Annotated in this window: 15 protein-coding genes; 8 read left to right on the forward strand and 7 right to left on the reverse strand. The window is 73.1% G+C overall.

Annotated elements, in window-relative coordinates; all coding sequences use genetic code 11:
- Positions 1-31 precede the first annotated feature (31 nt).
- The 3 genes from ACFWZ5_RS22210 to ACFWZ5_RS22220 form a co-directional block, all read right to left on the reverse strand.
- On the reverse strand, positions 32-2,908 hold the full coding sequence (locus ACFWZ5_RS22210; protein WP_384803176.1) for a peroxidase family protein: 2,877 nt from the start codon (positions 2,906-2,908) through the stop codon (positions 32-34).
- 352 nt (positions 2,909-3,260) lie between these two features.
- A complete protein-coding gene (locus tag ACFWZ5_RS22215; protein ID WP_384803173.1) occupies positions 3,261-3,671 on the reverse strand; it encodes a YchJ family protein in 411 nt (136 codons plus the stop codon).
- A 73-nt stretch (positions 3,672-3,744) separates the two neighbouring features.
- The gene (locus ACFWZ5_RS22220) at positions 3,745-4,446 is read right to left on the reverse strand and encodes a FadR/GntR family transcriptional regulator (RefSeq protein WP_384803170.1); all 702 of its coding nucleotides are present in this window, start codon (positions 4,444-4,446) and stop codon (positions 3,745-3,747) included.
- A gap of 138 nt (positions 4,447-4,584) precedes the next feature.
- On the opposite strand from ACFWZ5_RS22220, the gene ACFWZ5_RS22225 reads away from it, so the two are divergent.
- Entirely contained in the window at positions 4,585-5,106 is a 522-nt protein-coding gene (locus ACFWZ5_RS22225; protein ID WP_384803192.1) for a gluconokinase, read from the forward strand.
- Between the two features lie 78 nt (positions 5,107-5,184).
- Positions 5,185-6,582: a gluconate:H+ symporter gene (locus ACFWZ5_RS22230; protein ID WP_384803167.1), complete on the forward strand. Its 1,398-nt coding sequence runs from the start codon at positions 5,185-5,187 to the stop codon at positions 6,580-6,582.
- Positions 6,583-6,681: 99 nt separating this feature from the next.
- On the opposite strand, the gene ACFWZ5_RS22235 is transcribed toward ACFWZ5_RS22230, so the two are convergent.
- From ACFWZ5_RS22235 to ACFWZ5_RS22245, 3 genes are all read right to left on the reverse strand, one after another.
- The gene (locus ACFWZ5_RS22235; RefSeq protein ID WP_384798851.1) at positions 6,682-8,307 is read right to left on the reverse strand and encodes an APC family permease; all 1,626 of its coding nucleotides are present in this window, start codon (positions 8,305-8,307) and stop codon (positions 6,682-6,684) included.
- Between the two features lie 65 nt (positions 8,308-8,372).
- Positions 8,373-9,329, reverse strand: a complete 957-nt coding sequence (locus tag ACFWZ5_RS22240) for a hypothetical protein (RefSeq protein WP_384798854.1) — start codon at positions 9,327-9,329, stop codon at positions 8,373-8,375.
- A gap of 117 nt (positions 9,330-9,446) precedes the next feature.
- Positions 9,447-11,102 carry an FAD-binding dehydrogenase gene (locus ACFWZ5_RS22245; protein WP_384798857.1) on the reverse strand — a complete coding sequence of 552 codons (1,656 nt, stop codon included), beginning with the start codon at positions 11,100-11,102 and terminating at the stop codon, positions 9,447-9,449.
- Between the two features lie 182 nt (positions 11,103-11,284).
- Here ACFWZ5_RS22245 and ACFWZ5_RS22250 point away from each other — a divergent pair, with 182 nt between their 5' ends.
- The 4 genes from ACFWZ5_RS22250 to ACFWZ5_RS22265 all read left to right on the forward strand — a co-directional run bounded on the left by ACFWZ5_RS22250 (position 11,285) and on the right by ACFWZ5_RS22265 (position 13,707).
- Positions 11,285-12,169, forward strand: a complete 885-nt coding sequence (locus ACFWZ5_RS22250) for a DMT family transporter (protein WP_384798860.1) — start codon at positions 11,285-11,287, stop codon at positions 12,167-12,169.
- A 175-nt stretch (positions 12,170-12,344) separates the two neighbouring features.
- Positions 12,345-12,899, forward strand: a complete 555-nt coding sequence (locus ACFWZ5_RS22255; protein WP_384798863.1) for an NUDIX hydrolase — start codon at positions 12,345-12,347, stop codon at positions 12,897-12,899.
- An 80-nt stretch (positions 12,900-12,979) separates the two neighbouring features.
- Positions 12,980-13,372: a YidH family protein gene (locus tag ACFWZ5_RS22260; protein WP_384798866.1), complete on the forward strand. Its 393-nt coding sequence runs from the start codon at positions 12,980-12,982 to the stop codon at positions 13,370-13,372.
- Positions 13,360-13,707 carry a DUF202 domain-containing protein gene (locus ACFWZ5_RS22265; RefSeq protein ID WP_384798869.1) on the forward strand — a complete coding sequence of 116 codons (348 nt, stop codon included), beginning with the start codon at positions 13,360-13,362 and terminating at the stop codon, positions 13,705-13,707. Before ACFWZ5_RS22260 ends, ACFWZ5_RS22265 begins: the two co-directional genes overlap by 13 nt.
- A gap of 20 nt (positions 13,708-13,727) precedes the next feature.
- Here ACFWZ5_RS22265 and ACFWZ5_RS22270 read toward each other — a convergent pair whose 3' ends face one another.
- Complete coding sequence (locus ACFWZ5_RS22270; protein ID WP_384798872.1) at positions 13,728-14,678, reverse strand: NADP-dependent oxidoreductase; 951 nt, start codon at positions 14,676-14,678, stop codon at positions 13,728-13,730.
- 138 nt (positions 14,679-14,816) lie between these two features.
- On the opposite strand from ACFWZ5_RS22270, the gene ACFWZ5_RS22275 reads away from it, so the two are divergent.
- Positions 14,817-15,113 carry a hypothetical protein gene (locus ACFWZ5_RS22275; RefSeq protein ID WP_384798875.1) on the forward strand — a complete coding sequence of 99 codons (297 nt, stop codon included), beginning with the start codon at positions 14,817-14,819 and terminating at the stop codon, positions 15,111-15,113.
- 151 nt (positions 15,114-15,264) lie between these two features.
- Positions 15,265-16,299: a phosphotransferase family protein gene (locus ACFWZ5_RS22280; protein ID WP_384798878.1), complete on the forward strand. Its 1,035-nt coding sequence runs from the start codon at positions 15,265-15,267 to the stop codon at positions 16,297-16,299.
- The last annotated feature ends 1 nt before the right edge of the window (position 16,300 follow it).

Raw genomic sequence — 16,300 nt, forward strand, 5'->3', positions numbered from 1 at the left:
CCCCTTCTTTCCGGCGCTGCGCGCCTCGTCCTCAAACGCCGGACGGGCTGGATTCAGGTCGTACTTCCCGCCAGGGGGCGAAGGCCGTGGTTCCCCGTGGGAGGAGGGCCGCCAAGTCCGGGCAGTGGCGGAGGATTACCTCGTTCATGCCGCTCTTCTGGACCCAGTCGATGCCCAGGGGGGTGTAGATCTCCGGGCGGAAGTCGACGGTGAGGAAGCGGTCGCTCTGGAGGCGCCTCGTGGCCATCAGGATGAAGATGCGGAACGCCGTGTCGCTGAAGCCGAAGCCGGTCGGGGGGTTCTCGGCGAACAGGCCGACCATGGTGTCGATCTCGTCGACGGAGCTGTAGACGTCCCTCAGGCGGGCCACGGTCTCGGCGTCGCCGGTGAGTTCCTCGAAGTCGCGGATGCGCGGCTTGTGCAGGCCCGCGCGGAAGTCGTTGTAGCGCGGGACGCCACGGCGCCGGGTGCGGACCAGGTCCACGACCGACAGGTCGATGATCTCGCCCTCGCGCTCGAACCGCTGGAGCGCGCGCGGGAAGTTGTGCAGCGTGATCGCCCCGGGGTGCGCGATGCCGAAGGAGTACAGGGTGTTCGCCAGGCCCGTCTTGCGGAGGGCGCCCTCGGCCGCGCCGCCGTGGATGTCGAGGAAGCCGACGGTCTCCAGGCGCTGCCCGAAGTGGTGCTCGCGCAGCTCGAAGTCGTCGGGGATGAGCGGGTGCATGCGGTAGACGGTGACGAAGTCCTCGGTGAGGGAGTACGGGGCGCCGTGGTGGTCGGGCAGGGTCTTCGGGATGCCGGTGAGGGCGTGGGACTCGAAGAGCCACAGGCCCAGCTTGTTGAGCCAGTTGGACGGCGGTCCTTCCCAGTTGGTGCGCAGGCCGATGTCGATGGCCTCGGTGGCGAGGATCGCGGGGGTCCACTCCACGGTGTGGATCTTGGCGATCAGGGCGGAGACGACCAGGCGGGCCGTCTGGTAGACGGACTCCTCGCCCATGGACGGGTAGGCGGCGCGCAGCGCTTCGCAGACCGCGTTGTGCTCGCGGGCGAAGAGGGTGTGCATGACGCTGAGGCCGAGCCACCAGTTGTCGGTGAAGCCGCTGAGCGGCACGCCGTTCTGGCCGGCCGGCAGGTGGCCCTGGTCCAGGCGCAGCTGGGCGCTGCCGTCGGGTGCGCGCAGGGACTTCGCGGTCGTCTCGTCGGCGCCGTACACCTCCGAGCCGTCCCACCAGTGGGACGCGGTGTTGCCGAAGAGGACGGGCGGGCGGTCGGCGGGGACGGGCAGCGGTTCGTTCTCGGCGAAGCGCATGACGTTCTCGGCGGGGCCGCCCGGCGTGTTGTGCCAGGCCATGCCGGCGGGCAGCGGCACCTCGACGGACTTGGTGCCGGCCGGGTAGCGGCGGTGGTTGACCCAGTCGTGGACCTGGAACTGGATCCAGGCGGCGGCGAGCACGTTGAGGGACGTCGCGGGCAGGAAGCTCTCGCGCTGCAGGAGCTGGCGGCTGACCGTGACGGGGTTCGGGGTGTCGAAGAGGTCGGGCCGGTAGACCGGTGCGAGGTTGCGCCCGAAGGCGGCGCCGACGGAGCCCATGGCGGGCGCGGACAGGTCGTTGTACGTCCCGTCGTAGGACCGCGCGCCGCGCAGCCGCTCGTCGGCCGGGAGCGGTACGGGGACGGCCTGGGGCGGCGCCTCGTGCACGTCGGTGTCGATGAGGTTGAAGCGGCGCAGCGCCTTGCGCAGGAAGACCAGGTTGAGCAGGCTCGCCGCCAGGGGCAGGCGGTGCCAGGGCACGGTGCGGTTGAGCAGGTGGAAGGCGGCGCCGACGGGGCCGCTCAGGATCCGGTTGCGCAGCGGCTCCTCGGGCAGGAAGCGCAGGCCCTGGCGGTGCGCCGCGCTCGCTTCGTACGCCGCTTTGCGGGCCCGGTTGAGGTTGCCGAGCGGGCGGAAGTCGTCGGTGGTGTACCAGGGGTTGAAGGCGAGGTCCTCCACGCGTCCGGCGGCCGAGCGGGCCTCGGCGGAGTCGAGGTCCTGGCTCGGCACGGTGAGCCGGGCGACGGGCACGGCGGGGGCGACGGCCTCGCGCCACTCGACGGAGCCGTCCTCGATCGGCGTGCGCGTCTCGTCGACGTACCGCTGGACGCACAGGTCGAACGCGACGTCCGCGGTGGCGAGGCGCAGGGAGAGCTCGCGGTGCAGGTGGTTGGGGTCGCGGCGGTCGGGCCGCGGGGCGGGGGCGGCGCCGCCCGCGGGGCGCAGCAGGTAGCGCACGGGTCCCGCGGCGCCCCACAGCAGGGCGCCGCGGCTGAAGTACGTCTCGCTCGCGAGGCTGGTGACGGTGTGCCGGGTGGCGGCCTGGACGTTGCGCCGCATGCGGTTCGCAGTGGCGAGGCCGACGGCGAGCGGGAGCTTGACGAACAGGCCGAAGGCCCGCTCCAGGGGGCTGCGGGCACCCGCGAGTGCCTTGGCGAAGGCGACGAACTCGGTCGCGTCCTTGGCGTGCGACACCGGCCAGTTGGTGGCGAGCAGGTCGTGGCTCTCCTCCGCGGACACGCCGACGCGCACGGCGATGCCGCGCAGGTCGGGGGCGCCGTCGGCCTGCCGGATGCCGCTTGCGTTGGAGAGCCGTACCGTCGCCGGGTACTCGGCGCCGGGCTGCGCGTAGCCGCAGCGCAGGGCTTCGGGCAGGTCGTCGTGGAAGCGCAGGTGCGCGTTCTCGACGCCGAGGGCGGCCTTGGCGTGCTGGGTGCGCGCGAGGGAACCGGCGCCCGCGGCACGCTTGTTGGCCGCCTGGACCTTCATCAGCTCGCGGGCGAGCCGTTCGAAGACGACGCGCTCGGCTTCCGGGCTGCCGCCCAGATAGCGCTCGTAACTCTGCTCGTACCGGGCTGTGGGTGCGGTGTAGGTCATCGGGCGCTTCCCTTCGCACGAGGACGAGGACGCGTACGTCGGCGGGGGGCGTCGAGGCTACTGGCGGCGGTGGGCCGCCGCAGGGGGCGATCCCGCCTATGTACGCGGGGAGCGCGGGGTCGAACTGGCGCGCGGGCCCGGGTGTTCGGGCCCGTCAGGGGCTCGGGCGGGTCGCGTCTGGCCTGGGCCAGGCGTCCCTCGCGGGTCCCCGGTCCCAGGAACCCCACCAGGTGCCCGCCCGGCGGTGGCCGGGTCGCGGCGGTCGTTGGAGCACGGCGGTCGTCGGCGGGGCGCGGCGGCGGTCGGCGGGGCGCGGCGGCAGTTGGTCGGCGTCGGACGCGGTCAGGCGCCGTCAGTCGATGAAGTCGCCGTCCACGTACACCCAGGCGCCGTCGACGCGTTCGAAGCGGCTGCGCTCGTGCAGCGCGTCCGGGCGGCCCCCGTCGGTGTAGCGGGCGCGGAAGGTGACGGTGCCGGTGCTGTGGAACGCCGTGCCGTCGGTGGTGTCCTCGATGTCCAGGCCGGTCCAGCGCAGCGCCGGGTCGAAGGCGACGCGCGGCGGGCGGGTCCGGGGGTGCCAGGTGCGCAGCAGGTACGCCTCGTCCCGTACGGCGAAGGCGCTGTAGCGGGAGCGCATCAGCTCCTCCGGTGTCGCGGCGGCGGCCTCGCTCCGGTGCAGCCTTCCGCAGCACTGGTCGTACGGCAGGGCGTGGCCGCAGGGGCAGGGTTCGGGGCGTGTGGTGCGTGGGGACATGCGGGCCATTGTCTCCGACGCTCCCCCGGCGCGCCCCCGGCCCCGGCGTGTCCTGCCCTGCTCCGCCCCGCCCCTCCCCGGCCTACGGCGCCAGGATGTCCAGCTCCTTCAGCGCGCCCTCGGCGATCTCGCGGGTCAGGGCCTCCGCGCGGGCCGCGTCGCCCTCACGGACCGCCTCGGCCACCCGCACGTGCAGCGTCACGGCCGCCGGGTCCGGGTCCTCGAACATCACGTCGTGGTGCGTGCGGCCGGTGAGGACCTCGGCCACCACGTCGCCGAGCCGCGCGAACATCTCGTTGCCGGAGGCGTTCAGGACGGTGCGGTGGAAGGCGATGTCATGCACGAGGTAGCCCTCGAGCTGGCGGCCCCGTGAGGTGGCGACCATGCCGAGCGCGCACTCCGTGAGGGCGGCGCACTGCTCCGCGCTGGCGTGGCGCGCGGCGAGGCCCGCGGCGGCCGGCTCGATGGCCGAGCGCAGCACGGTCAGGGAGCGCAGCTGGCGCGGGCGGTCGGTGCCCGCGAGGCGCCAGCGGATGACCTGCGGGTCGTAGACGTTCCACTCCTCGGTGGGCCGCACGGTCACGCCGACGCGGCGCCGGGACGCGACCAGGTGCATGGACTCCAGGACGCGCACCGCCTCGCGCATCACCGAGCGTGACACCTCGAAGCGCTGAGCGAGCTCGTCGGTGCGCAACACGCTGCCCGGTGGGTACTCGCCCGCGGTGATGGCGGGCCCGAGGCTGTCCAGTACGCGGGCGTGAAGGCCTCGGGCCTGTGCGGTCATGGGGTCAGCGTACGAGGGGGCACCCTCACCCAAAAAGTCAGACTTTTAAGTCACAGGGTCTTGAATTCGTCTGACCTTATGGGTTTCAGTGACGTGAACGTCGAAGAAGACGAAGAGGACAGCGAGGCAGCAGCAGCGATGAGCACCCCCCACGTCGTCGTAGTGATGGGCGTCGCAGGTACCGGCAAGACCACGGTCGGCGCCCTGCTCGCCGAGCGGCTCGGCGTCCCGTACGCCGAGGGCGACGGCTTCCACCCCGAGGCGAACATCGCGAAGATGTCGGCGGGCACGCCGCTCACCGACGACGACCGGTGGCCCTGGCTCGACGCCATCGGCCGCTGGGCGCACGGCCGGGCCGGGCTCGGCGGTGTGGTCAGCTGCTCGGCGCTGAAGCGGAGCTATCGCGACCGGTTGCTCGCCGCGGCCCCCGGCCTGCTCTTCGTCCATCTCACCGGCGACCGCGAGCTCATCGAGGACCGGATGGCGCACCGCACGGGCCACTTCATGCCGACCGCGCTCCTCGACTCGCAGTTCCGCACGCTCCAGCCACTCGGCCCTGACGAGCCGGGCGTCGCCGTGGACGTCTCGGGCAGCCCCGAGGAGATCACGGAGCGGGCGGCGGCGGCCCTGGCCGAGCTCGTCGGCCGACAGCCGGTCTGACCCGACCCGTCCACGTACGCATCCGTATACGCACCCACACGCACGCCTCACGCCCCCGTACACGCACAAGGAACCACCGTGACCAGTCTCAGCGTCGAGATGCTGGCAGCGGACCCCGTCGAACCGATCACCTCGGCGGGCCATGCCCAGCTCGGGATCGCCGTCCTCGCGGGCATCGCCGTCATCGTCCTGCTCATCACCAAGTTCAAGGTCCATGCCTTCCTGGCCCTGACCATCGGCTCGCTGGCGCTCGGCGCCTTCGCCGGTGCGCCGCTCGACAAGGCGATCAGCAGCTTCACCACCGGGCTCGGCTCCACCGTCGCGGGTGTGGGCGTCCTCATCGCGCTCGGCGCGATCCTCGGCAAGCTCCTCGCGGACTCCGGCGGCGCGGATCAGATCGTGGACACGATCCTGGCGAAGGCGGGCGGGCGCGCCATGCCGTGGGCGATGGTGCTCATCGCCTCGGTGATCGGGCTTCCGCTGTTCTTCGAGGTCGGGATCGTGCTGCTCATCCCGGTCGTCCTGATGGTGGCCAAGCGCGGCAACTACTCGCTGATGCGCATCGGCATCCCCGCCCTCGCCGGGCTCTCCGTGATGCACGGGCTCATCCCGCCGCACCCCGGCCCGCTCGTCGCGATCGACGCGGTGCACGCCAACCTCGGCGTGACCCTCGCGCTCGGCGTCCTCGTCGCGGTCCCCACCGTGATCGTCGCGGGGCCCCTGTTCTCCAAGGTCGCCGCGCGATGGGTGGACGTGGCGCCGCCGGAGAGGATGATTCCGCAGCGCGCGTCCGAGGAGCTCGAGAAGCGGCCGGGGTTCGGTGCGACCGTCGCCACCGTGCTCCTGCCGGTGGTCCTGATGCTCGCCAAGGCCCTCGTCGACATCGTCGTCGACGACCCCGAAGCGGGGGTGCAGCGGGTCTTCGACGTCATCGGGTCGCCGCTGATCGCGCTGCTCGCCGCGGTGCTCGTGGGCATGTTCACGCTCGGGCGGGCGGCTGGGTTCACGAAGGAACGGCTCTCCACGACCGTCGAGAAGTCCCTCGCGCCGATCGCGGGCGTTCTGATGATCGTCGGGGCGGGCGGCGGCTTCAAGCAGACGCTCATCGACGTCGGCGTGGGTCAGATGATCCTGGACTTCTCCGAGGACTGGTCCATTCCCGCGCTGCTGCTCGCCTGGCTGATCGCCGTCGCGATCCGGCTCGCCACCGGGTCCGCGACGGTCGCGACGATTTCCGCGGCAGGGCTTGTCGCGCCGCTCGCCGCCGACATGTCGACGGCGCACACGGCGCTTCTTGTGCTGGCGATCGGGGCCGGGTCGCTGTTCTTCAGCCATGTGAACGATGCCGGGTTCTGGCTGGTGAAGGAGTACTTCGGGCTTGACGTGGGGCAGACGGTCAAGACGTGGTCGGTGATGGAGACGATCATCTCTGTGGTGGCTGGTGGGTTGGTGCTGTTGCTGTCGCTGGTGATTTAGCCCCCACCCCGCCCCTTCCCGAAACCGGGGCTCCGCCCCGGGCCCCGGTTCGGATGGGGCTTCGCCCCTTTCCCCCTTTTGGCGCTTCGCGCCTCGTCCTCAAACGCCGGACGGGCTAGACGCTCCCGCCGCCTTCTCCAGTTGGAAGGCCTCGTTGCCCAGGCCGATCCTCGCGTGGGCCTCCGGCCTGCGGGTGCGCAGGAGGGTGCCGTGGGCGAGGCCCACGGCCGCCGCTGCGGCGATGATGCCCGGGAGGAGCCAGCTCAGGGGAGAGTCGGGGCCCGCGGCCACCAGGACGTCGAAGTCCTTGACCGTGTAGCCCGCGATGGTGAGGAGCGCCGCCGCGGCCAGGGCCGACGCGATGATGCGCCACAGCTGGGCGCGCGCGGCGCCGCGGCGGACGAAGAAGACGATCACGGCGACGGACGCGGTGGCCATGAGCAGCAGGACGCCGAGCGCGCCGACGTTGCCGAGCCAGGTGAACAGGTGCAGGACCGGCGCGGTGGGGTCGCCCGCGGGCTTGTCGTCGGTGACCGCGAAGGCCACGACCACGACGGCGGCCACCACGGTCTGCAGCAGGGAGCCGGTGCCGGGCGCGCCGCTCGCGCCGGTGGTGCGGCCGAACGCTGCGGGCAGCAGCCCCTCGCGGCCCATGGCGAAGGCGTACCGCGCGACGACGTTGTGGAAGCTGAGGACCGCCGCGAACATGCCCGTGACGAAGAGGACGTGGAGCACGTCGGTGAAGGTGCCGCCGAGCCGGGACTCGGTGAGGCCGAACAGCAGGCCCGCGCTCTGCTTCCGCGCGGCGGGGACGATGCCGCCGGGCCCGGCGGCGACGGTGAGCGCCCAGGAGCTGAGCGCGAAGAAGACGGCCACGAATCCGACGGCGAAGAACATCACGCGTGCCACGACGACTTGGGGACGGCTCGTCTCCTCCGCGTACACGGGCGCCTGCTCGAAGCCGGTGAACGCGGCTATGCAGAAGCACAGCGAGGTGGCGACGCCCGCGCCGGTGAGCGTGTCCGGGTTGAAGGCGTGCAGCGACACGCCCTCGGCGGACGGGTCGGAGATCGCGGCGACGTCGAAGACGACGACGAGCGCGACCTCCACGAGCAGCAGCACGCCGAGCACGCGCGCGTTGAGGTCGATCTTCAGCCAGCCGAGCACGGCGACCAGGGCGACGGTGACGAGCGCCGGGATCCACCAGTCGACGGTGAGGTCGAGGTGCTGGTGCAGCAGGCCCGACACCTCGAAGCCGAGCATGCCGTAGAGACCGGCCTGGAGCGCGCTGTACGCGACGAGCGCCACCGCCGACGCGCCCGCGCCCGCGGTGCCGCCGAGGCCGCGTGAGATGTACGCGTAGAAGGCCCCGGCGTTGTGGACGTGGCGGCTCATCTCCGCGTACCCGAAGCTGAACAGGGCCAGGACGACGCCGAGCGCGAGGAAGAGCAGGGGCTGGCCCACGACGCCCATGACGCCGTAGGTCGTGGGCATGACACCCGCGACGACCATGAGCGGACCGGTGGCGGCGAGCACGGAGAGGAGCAGGCCCGCCGTGCCGAGGCGGCCCGCGCGCAGGGCGCGCTCCTGACCCATGTACGTGCTGATCCGGCCGCCTCCGCCCGGCGCGGGCCTGCCCCGGGTCCCCGTGCCGGCGCGCCCGGCGCGTCCGGCGCCGTGTGCGCTCGTACTCGAACTGCCCGTGCTCGAACTGCCCGTCGCCATGGCGCAGTTGTCCTTTCCGCTGGTCGTGCGTCGTCAGCTGTCGGTCCGTACCGGGGGGTACGTCGTCACGCCGTGCCCAAGGTCGCCGCGCGCGCCGCGAAGTACGCCTCGGCCGGATCGCGGTCCGGGTACGACCAGGGCGCCTCGGTCGCGTACCGGCCGATGCGCTGGAACAGGGCCGCGGCCTCGGCGGTCCTGCCCTCGCAGAACGTGGCGTGCGCGAGGAAGTTCAGGTCGACACAGGCCCGCGGGTGGGCCGCGGCGCCCGCTGTCTCCCACTTCAGCCACCAGTCGAAGGAGGCCTTCATCACCTGCCGGGCGCGGCGGCTCGTCCAGTGCCCGGAGGCGACCGGGTCGCGGCTCTCGCTGCCCGCGGTGGCGAGGACGCGGTAGCGCTCGGCGTGCGCGACGACCGGCAGGACCGCGAGCGGCGAGTGGTCCGGGGCCTGTTCGGCCGCCCAGGACGCGAAGTCGTACACCTCGTGCAGGGGGTCCTGGCCCGCGGCGGGGCGCCGCTCGGCGAGGCGCGCGACCATCAGGTAGTGGGCGTGGTGGTGGTCCGGGTGCCGGTGCCTGACCTCGTCGAAGAGCCGGACGACGTCCTCCTCGTGGCCGAGCGTGCGCTCCAGGAGCAGCAGGGCGAGCCACGGCGTCGGGTCGGCGGGGACGCGCGCCGCGGCCTCGCGGCAGGCGGCGCGGGCCTTCTCGGAGCGCTCCTTGCCGCGCAGCGCGCGGTGCACGGCGGCGTACGCGAGCAGCACGGCCGCGTCGGCGCTCTCCGGTTCCGCGAGCGCCCAGTCGCGGGCCCACGCCGTGGTGGTCGGCTCCCGGGCCAGTACGTCGGCCCGATGGCCCCGGCGGTCCCAGTCCGCGCCGGTGGCGGCGAGCAGTTCCCGCACCTCGGTCCAGCGCCCCTGGGCGAGCGCGGCGCGCGCGGCGCCGAGGTCCGCGTCGTCCAGTGCGGCGTCGAAGGCCTGCGCCGCACGTTTGCGGGAGCGACCGAGGGGCGGAGGTGGAGACACCGCGGGACGTCCTCCCCGTCGCGGTAGGCCAGCATGCGATCACGCACAGCCAACCGGTAGGCAACGCTCCGCGTCAAGGCCCGGGCGCGACGGCACCCCACCCCGCAAACGCCCCGGCTACCCCACGGACTTGGCGGCCGCCCGCCCCGCCGCGCGCCCCGAGAAGAGGCAGCCGCCGAGGAAGGTGCCCTCCAGGGACCGGTAGCCGTGCACTCCGCCGCCGCCGAATCCGGCGGCCTCCCCGGCCGCGTACACGCCGGGGAGCGGGGCGCCGTCCTCCTGGAGCACGCGTGAGGACAGGTCGGTCTCCAGGCCGCCGAGGGTCTTGCGGGTGAGGATGTTCAGGCGTACGGCGACGAGCGGGCCCGCCTTGGGGTCGAGCATGCGGTGCGGGGCGGTGGTCCTGATGAGCCGGTCGCCGAGGAACTTGCGGGCGCTGTGGATCGCCGTGATCTGGAGGTCCTTGGTGAAGGGGTTGACGATCTCGCGGTCGCGGGCGGCGAGGGTGCGGTGCAGCGCGGCCGCGTCGATGAGGGGCTCCTTGGTGAGGGCGTTCATGCCCCGCACCAGCGCGTTCAGGTCCTGCTCCACGACGAAGTCGACGCCGTGGTCCATGAACGCCTTGACGGGTCCCGGCACCTCGGACCGCGCCCGGTCGATGACGCCGCGCACGGACCTGCCGGTCAGGTCAGGATTCTGCTCGGACCCCGACAGCGTGAACTCCCTGCCGATGATGCGCTGGTTGAGCACGAACCACGTGTAGTCGTACCCCGTGCCCATGATGTGGCTGAGCGTGCCGAGCGTGTCGAAGCCTGGGAACAGCGGTACGGGCAGGCGGTTGCCGCGCGCGTCCAGCCACAGCGAGGACGGGCCCGGCAGGATGCGGATGCCGTGCCGCTGCCAGATGGGGTTCCAGTTCTCGATGCCCTCGGTGTAGTGCCACATGCGGTCGCGGTTGATGAGCCGCGCGCCCGCGCGCTCGGCGATGCCCAGCATCAGGCCGTCCACGTGCGCGGGCACCCCGGCGAGCATCTTCGCGGGCGGACTGCCCAGGCGCTTCGGCCAGTTGGCGCGTACGAGGTCGTGGTTGCCGCCGATGCCGCCGGAGGTGACGATCACGGCCTGGGCCCGGAACTCGAAGGACCCGGCGACCTCGCGGCTGCTGGCCTTGCCGCGCTCGGCGCCGGACGGCTCAAGGACCTCGCCGGTCACGGTGTCGACGGCGCCGCCCGTGCGCGCGAGCCCCGTCACCCGGTGCCGGAACTTCAGCTGGACCAGGCCGCGGGCGACCCCCTCGCGCACGCGCCGCTCGAAGGGCGCGACGAGGCCGGGCCCCGTCCCCCACGTGATGTGGAAGCGCGGTACGGAGTTCCCGTGCCCCTGCGCGTCGTAGCCGCCGCGCTCGGCCCAGCCCACCACCGGGAAGAACCGCACGCCCATCCCGTGCAGCCACGGCCGCTTCTCCCCCGCCGCGAAGTCCACGTACGCCTCGGCCCACTTGCGCGGCCAGTGGTCCTCCTCGCGGTCGAAGGCGGCGGTGCCCAGCCAGTCCTGGAGGGCGAGCTCCCGGTGGTCCTTGATCCGCATGCGCCGCTGTTCGGGCGAGTCCACGAAGAAGAGGCCGCCGAACGACCAGTGCGCCTGACCCCCGATCGACTGCTCCGGCTCCTGGTCGACGAGGATCACCCGGCGTCCCGCGTCGACGAGTTCGGCGGTCGCGGTGAGCCCGGCGAGCCCCGCGCCGATCACGATGACGTCCGCGTCGTAGGCCATGGCGGCTCTCCCTCTCGGCTCCGGGTGTTACTCGCGAGTCAGGTCCTGGTCAGATCCTGGAGAGCCGCGTGACGCACGTCAACCGGGCGGTACGGACAACTCGCGCGCCGGGTGGCCGGGGTACCGCTATCGTCGGCCGGGTACCCGCTGCCCGACCGCCCCCCAGTCCCGAGGTTCGTCCCGTGTCGGTCCTGGTCCTCCTCCTCGCCGTCGGCGCGGCCTGCTGTCTCGGCGTCGGCTTCGTCCTCCAGCAGAACGCCGCGCAGCACGCCCCGCTCAGCGACTTCCTCTCGCCGCGCCTGCTGCTCGACCTGATGCGGGTGCCGCGGTGGCTCGGCGGCATAGGGCTCATGGTGTGCGGCATGGCGCTCGGGGCGCTGGCCCTCGGCGAGGGCGAGGTCTCCCTCGTCGAACCGCTGCTCGCCACGAATCTGCTGTTCGCGCTCGTGCTCTCGCGGCAGCAGACCAAGCAGCCGCTCGGCCGCCAGGGCTGGGCCGGGCTCGCGCTGCTCGCGGGCGGCGTCACGGCGTTCATCGTCGCGGGCGAGCCGCGCGGCGGGGCGTCGGTCGCCGACCCGCTGCGGCACTGGCTCATCCTCGGCCTGATGGTGGGCGGCGCGCTGCTGCTCACCGGCTACGCCAAGAAGTCCCGGCTCGGCGCCGGGCCCGCGCTCCTCGGGGTGGCGGCGGGGCTGTTGTACGGGGTCCAGGACGCGCTCACCCGGGTGAGCGGGGAGCTGTACGTGGCGGGCGGGTGGCTGCGGCTGCTCGGCGGGTGGGAGCCGTACGCGGTCCTCGTCCTCGGGGTCGCCGGGCTCGTCCTCGTCCAGAGCGCGTTCGAGACGGCGCCGCTGCGGATGTCGTTGCCTGCGCTGACTGCCGCGCAGCCGCTGGCCGGGATCGCTTGTGGGGTCGGGTTCCTGGGGGACCGGTTGCGCACGGATGCGGTCGCCCTTGCGTGGGAGGCGGTGGGGCTTGCCGGCGTGGTCGCCGGGATCGTGCTGCTCGGGCTGCATCCGGCGATGCCGTCCGGCGCGGTCGCGCCGCCGACGGTGGCCCGGCGCTGACGCCGCGCTCTTCCCCCACCCACCCGCCCTTCCCTGTGACCGCGGCCCCAGCCCCCGCGTCCGCATGGGGCTCCGCCCCTTTCCCCCTTCGTCGCCGCTCCGCGGCTCGTCCTCAAACGCCGGACGGGCTGATTTTCCTGCGACCGTCGGAAGGGGGCGCGCGTACCGTGGAGGTATGGGTGCTGCCGCGGGGGATCCCGCCGATGAGGTTCTGGCCGTCGTCGACGAGTACGACAACGTCGTGGGAGAGGCGCCGCGCGGCGAGGTCTACGCCCAAGGACTGCGGCACCGTTGCGTGTTCATCGAGGCCCGCGACCCCCGAGGTCGCGTCTTCGTGCATCGGCGCACCCCGACCAAGCTGGTCTTCCCCTCCCTGTACGACATGTTCGTCGGCGGCGTCGTCGGCGCGGGCGAGTCCTACGACGACGCGGCCCTGCGCGAGGCGCAGGAGGAGCTGGGGGTGAAGGAACTGCCGCGCCCCACCCCCCTGTTCAAGTTCCTGTTCGACGACGGCGCGGGCCGCACCTGGTGGTCGTACCTCTACGAGGTGCGGGTCACGGCCCCGGTGGACCCCCAGGTGGAGGAGGTCGCCTGGCACGGCTTCGTCACGGACGAGGAGCTGAGGCGGCGCGTGGCGGAGTGGGAGTGGGTCCCGGACGGCCTGGACGCGTACCACCGCCTGCGGGCGTTCCGCGCCGGCGACGAGGGCGGGCGCCCGCCCCGGGTGTGAGGCACCTCCGCGTGAGGCACAGCCGTGTGAGGCACAGCCGTGTGAGGCACATCCGTACGACCGGTGCCTAAGGTGCGACGGTGAGCACTTTCGTACGCAGCCTGCGCCTGTGGTTCGCCCCCGACCGCGTCCGGGCGGAGGGCGAGACGCCCGACTACCGCTTCTCGCTGGCCAACGAGCGCACCTTCCTGGCCTGGCTCCGCACCGCGCTCGCCCTGATCGGCGGCGGGTTCGCCGTGGACCAGTTCCTGCCGGACCTGCGCTGGGGCGTGCGCGTGGGCCTCGCGCTCGCGCTGCTCGCCTCCGGTGTGCTGTGCGCGCTGCGCGCCGTGAACCACTGGGTGCGCTGCGAGCGGGCGATGCGGCGGGGCGAGGACCTGCCCGCGACGCGGTTCCCCGCGCTGCTCGGCGTCGCGGTGGCGGTCGTCGCGGTGGCGATGGTGGTGGTCGTCCTGTTCGGGTGGGAGGGGTGACGGGCCGGGCGGCGGCGGCCGGGGATCCGGGGCCTCACCGGGATCCGGGGCTCCAGCCGGAGCGTACGCGGCTCGCGTGGCGGCGTACGACGCTCTCGTGCACGGTCGCCGCGGTGCTCGCGGCGCGGACGGCGCTGCACGACGGCCCGACGGCCGTGGGGCTGGTGGCGTGCGCGCTGTGCCTGCTGCTGTGGCTCGGCTTCCTCGCGGTGGCGCACCGCAGGATCACGGCGCTCGCCCTGGTCCGCCCCCACCCGCTCTCCCGGCGCGCCGCGGCGACGACGGTGCTGTGCACGGCGGCGCTCGCGGTGTGTGCGGTGGCGGTGGTGCTGTGAGCGTTCCGCTGGATTGGCGGTTAGACCTGTGCCGTCTCGTCCGTCCAGTCGACCGTGATGACGATCTTGCCTCGGGTGCGGCCCTGCTCCAGGAGGCGGTAGGCCTCTGCCGCCCGCTCCAGGGGGAACGTGTCGGCGACGTGCACGGTGAGCACGTCCCGCTCGGTGAGTTCCGTGAGGCGGCGCAGGTCGTCGGCGTCGGGGCGGACGAAGCAGTAGCGGCCGCCGAGGCCGATCACGGAGCCGTCGGCGATCGAGGCGAGGCGGCCGCCGGGGGCGAGGAGGTCCGCGGAGACCTTGAGGGTGTCGCCGCCGATCGTGTCGAAGGCGGCGTCGACGCCGTCCGGGACGAGGGCGCGGACCCGCTCGGCCAGGCCGTCGCCGTACGTGACGGGCTCGGCGCCGAGCTCCCGCAGGTAGGCGTGGTTGCGCTCGCTGGCGGTGCCGATGACGCGGGCGCCCGCGTGCCGGGCGAGCTGCACGGCGAACGAGCCGACACCGCCCGCCGCGGCGTGCACCAGGACGACGTCGCCGGCCTTGACGTCGAGCGCCTCGTGGACGACCTGGTAGGCGGTGAGCCCGGCGAGCGGCAGGCCCGCGGCCTCCTCGAAGGTCAGGTTGCGCGGCTTGCGGGCGAGGGTGCGCACGGGCGCCGCCACGTACTCGGCGAGGGTGCCGCGCGAGAGGAAGTCCTCGCGTACGTAGCCGATGACCTCGTCGCCGACGGCGAACTCCGGGACGGCGACGCCCGGCTGGACCACGACGCCCGCCACGTCCCAGCCCGGGACGACCGGGAAGACGGTGTCCAGGACGGCGTCGAGGTGCCCGTCGCGGCACTTGAAGTCGACGGGGTTGAGGGCCGCGGCCCGCACCTTCACGAGGACGCTGTCGGGGCCGACCTTGGGGTCGCGGACGTCGCCGTACTCCAGGACCTCGGGTCCGCCGTACGCGCGGTAGCTGATCGCCTTCATGGGGTCGCCTTACGCAGTCAGAGCACTACCGGCAAAGTATGCATAAAGGGAGCAAAAGGGCACCGAGGGCTAGCCTGAGAGGGTCATCCGGCTCACGAGGGTCACCCAGCACACGGAAAGCAACGGGAGGCAGACGCCATGACCACGCTCCACCAGGAACACCCGGTCCACCCGCACACGCACGGCCCGGCCTGCGGCCACGCCGAGGTCCCGCACGGCGACCACGTCGACTACGCGCACGACGGCCACCTCCACCGCGCCCACGACGGCCACTACGACGAGTGCGAGACGGGCGAGCACGTCGCCCACGACGGGCACGAGCACCGGCACGGCGAGGACTGCGGGCACGCCGCCGTGCCCCACGGGGACCACGTGGACTACGTTCACGACGGGCACCGGCACGCGGAGCACGATGGGCACTGGGACGACCACTGACGCCGTAGCCGCGGCCCGGCGGCGGCCGCCGCGATCCTGATCACGTTCGAGCGCCCCCTCTGGACGACATACCGACTGGTCGGCATCATGAACGCCAGCGTACTGTCCGCCAGTTCGACGACCGCTTGCCCATGATCAGGAGCGACCGCCCATGAGCGCAGACCATCCGCCAGGCCTGGACCTCGACCGGCTGCGGGGCCACCTCGACCGCGAACGCCCGGGGCTGCTCGGCCGGGGCCCGCTCACGGCCCGGCTCATCGAAGGGGGCCGGTCGAACCTCACGTACGCCGTGACGGACGGCACCGACCGCTGGGTCGTACGCCGCCCGCCGCTCGGCCACGTCCTGGCCACCGCGCACGACATGAAGCGCGAGCACCGGGTGATCAGCGCGCTGCACCCCACCGACGTGCCGGTGCCGCGCCCGCTGCTCCTGTGCGAGGACGACGCGGTGCTCGGCGCGCCGTTCTACGTCATGGAGCACATGGACGGCACGCCGTACCGCACGGCGGAGCAGCTCGCTCCGCTCGGGCCCGAGCGCACCCGGAGCGCGGTGCTCGGCCTCGTCGACACGCTCGTGGACCTGCACGCCGTGGACCCGGACGCGGTCGGGCTCGGCGACTTCGGGCGGCCCGACGGCTTCCTCGACCGGCAGCTGCGGCGCTGGGGCAAGCAGCTCGACGCCTCCCGCGGGCGCGACCTCGCCGGGATCGACGAGCTGCACGCGGCGCTCGGCCGCTCGCTGCCCTCCTCGCCCGCGCCCACGGTCGTCCACGGCGACTACCGCCTGGACAACGTGCTGATCGAGTCGGCCGACGGGTCCGACCGCATCACGGCGATCCTCGACTGGGAGATGTCCACGCTCGGCGACCCGCTCACCGACCTGGGCCTGCTCGTGATGTACAGCGTGCGCCTGGAGGTGCCGGACTCCCCCGTCAGCACCACCGCGGGCGCGCCGGGCCACCCCGACCCGGCCGAGCTCGTCGAGCGCTACGCGGCCCGCTCGGGGCGTGACGTGTCGTCCGTCTCCTGGTACACGGCGTTCGCGTGGTTCAAGCTCGCCGTGATCCTGGAGGGCATCCACTACCGCTACACGCTCGGCCGGACCGTCGGCGCGGGCTTCGACCGCATCGGCGAACTGGTGCCCGCGTTCATCGAGCACGGCCTGACCACCCTCCAGGAGAGCTGAG

This window comes from Streptomyces sp. NPDC059003, assembly GCF_042740445.1.
In the GTDB taxonomy this organism is placed as follows: domain Bacteria; phylum Actinomycetota; class Actinomycetes; order Streptomycetales; family Streptomycetaceae; genus Streptomyces.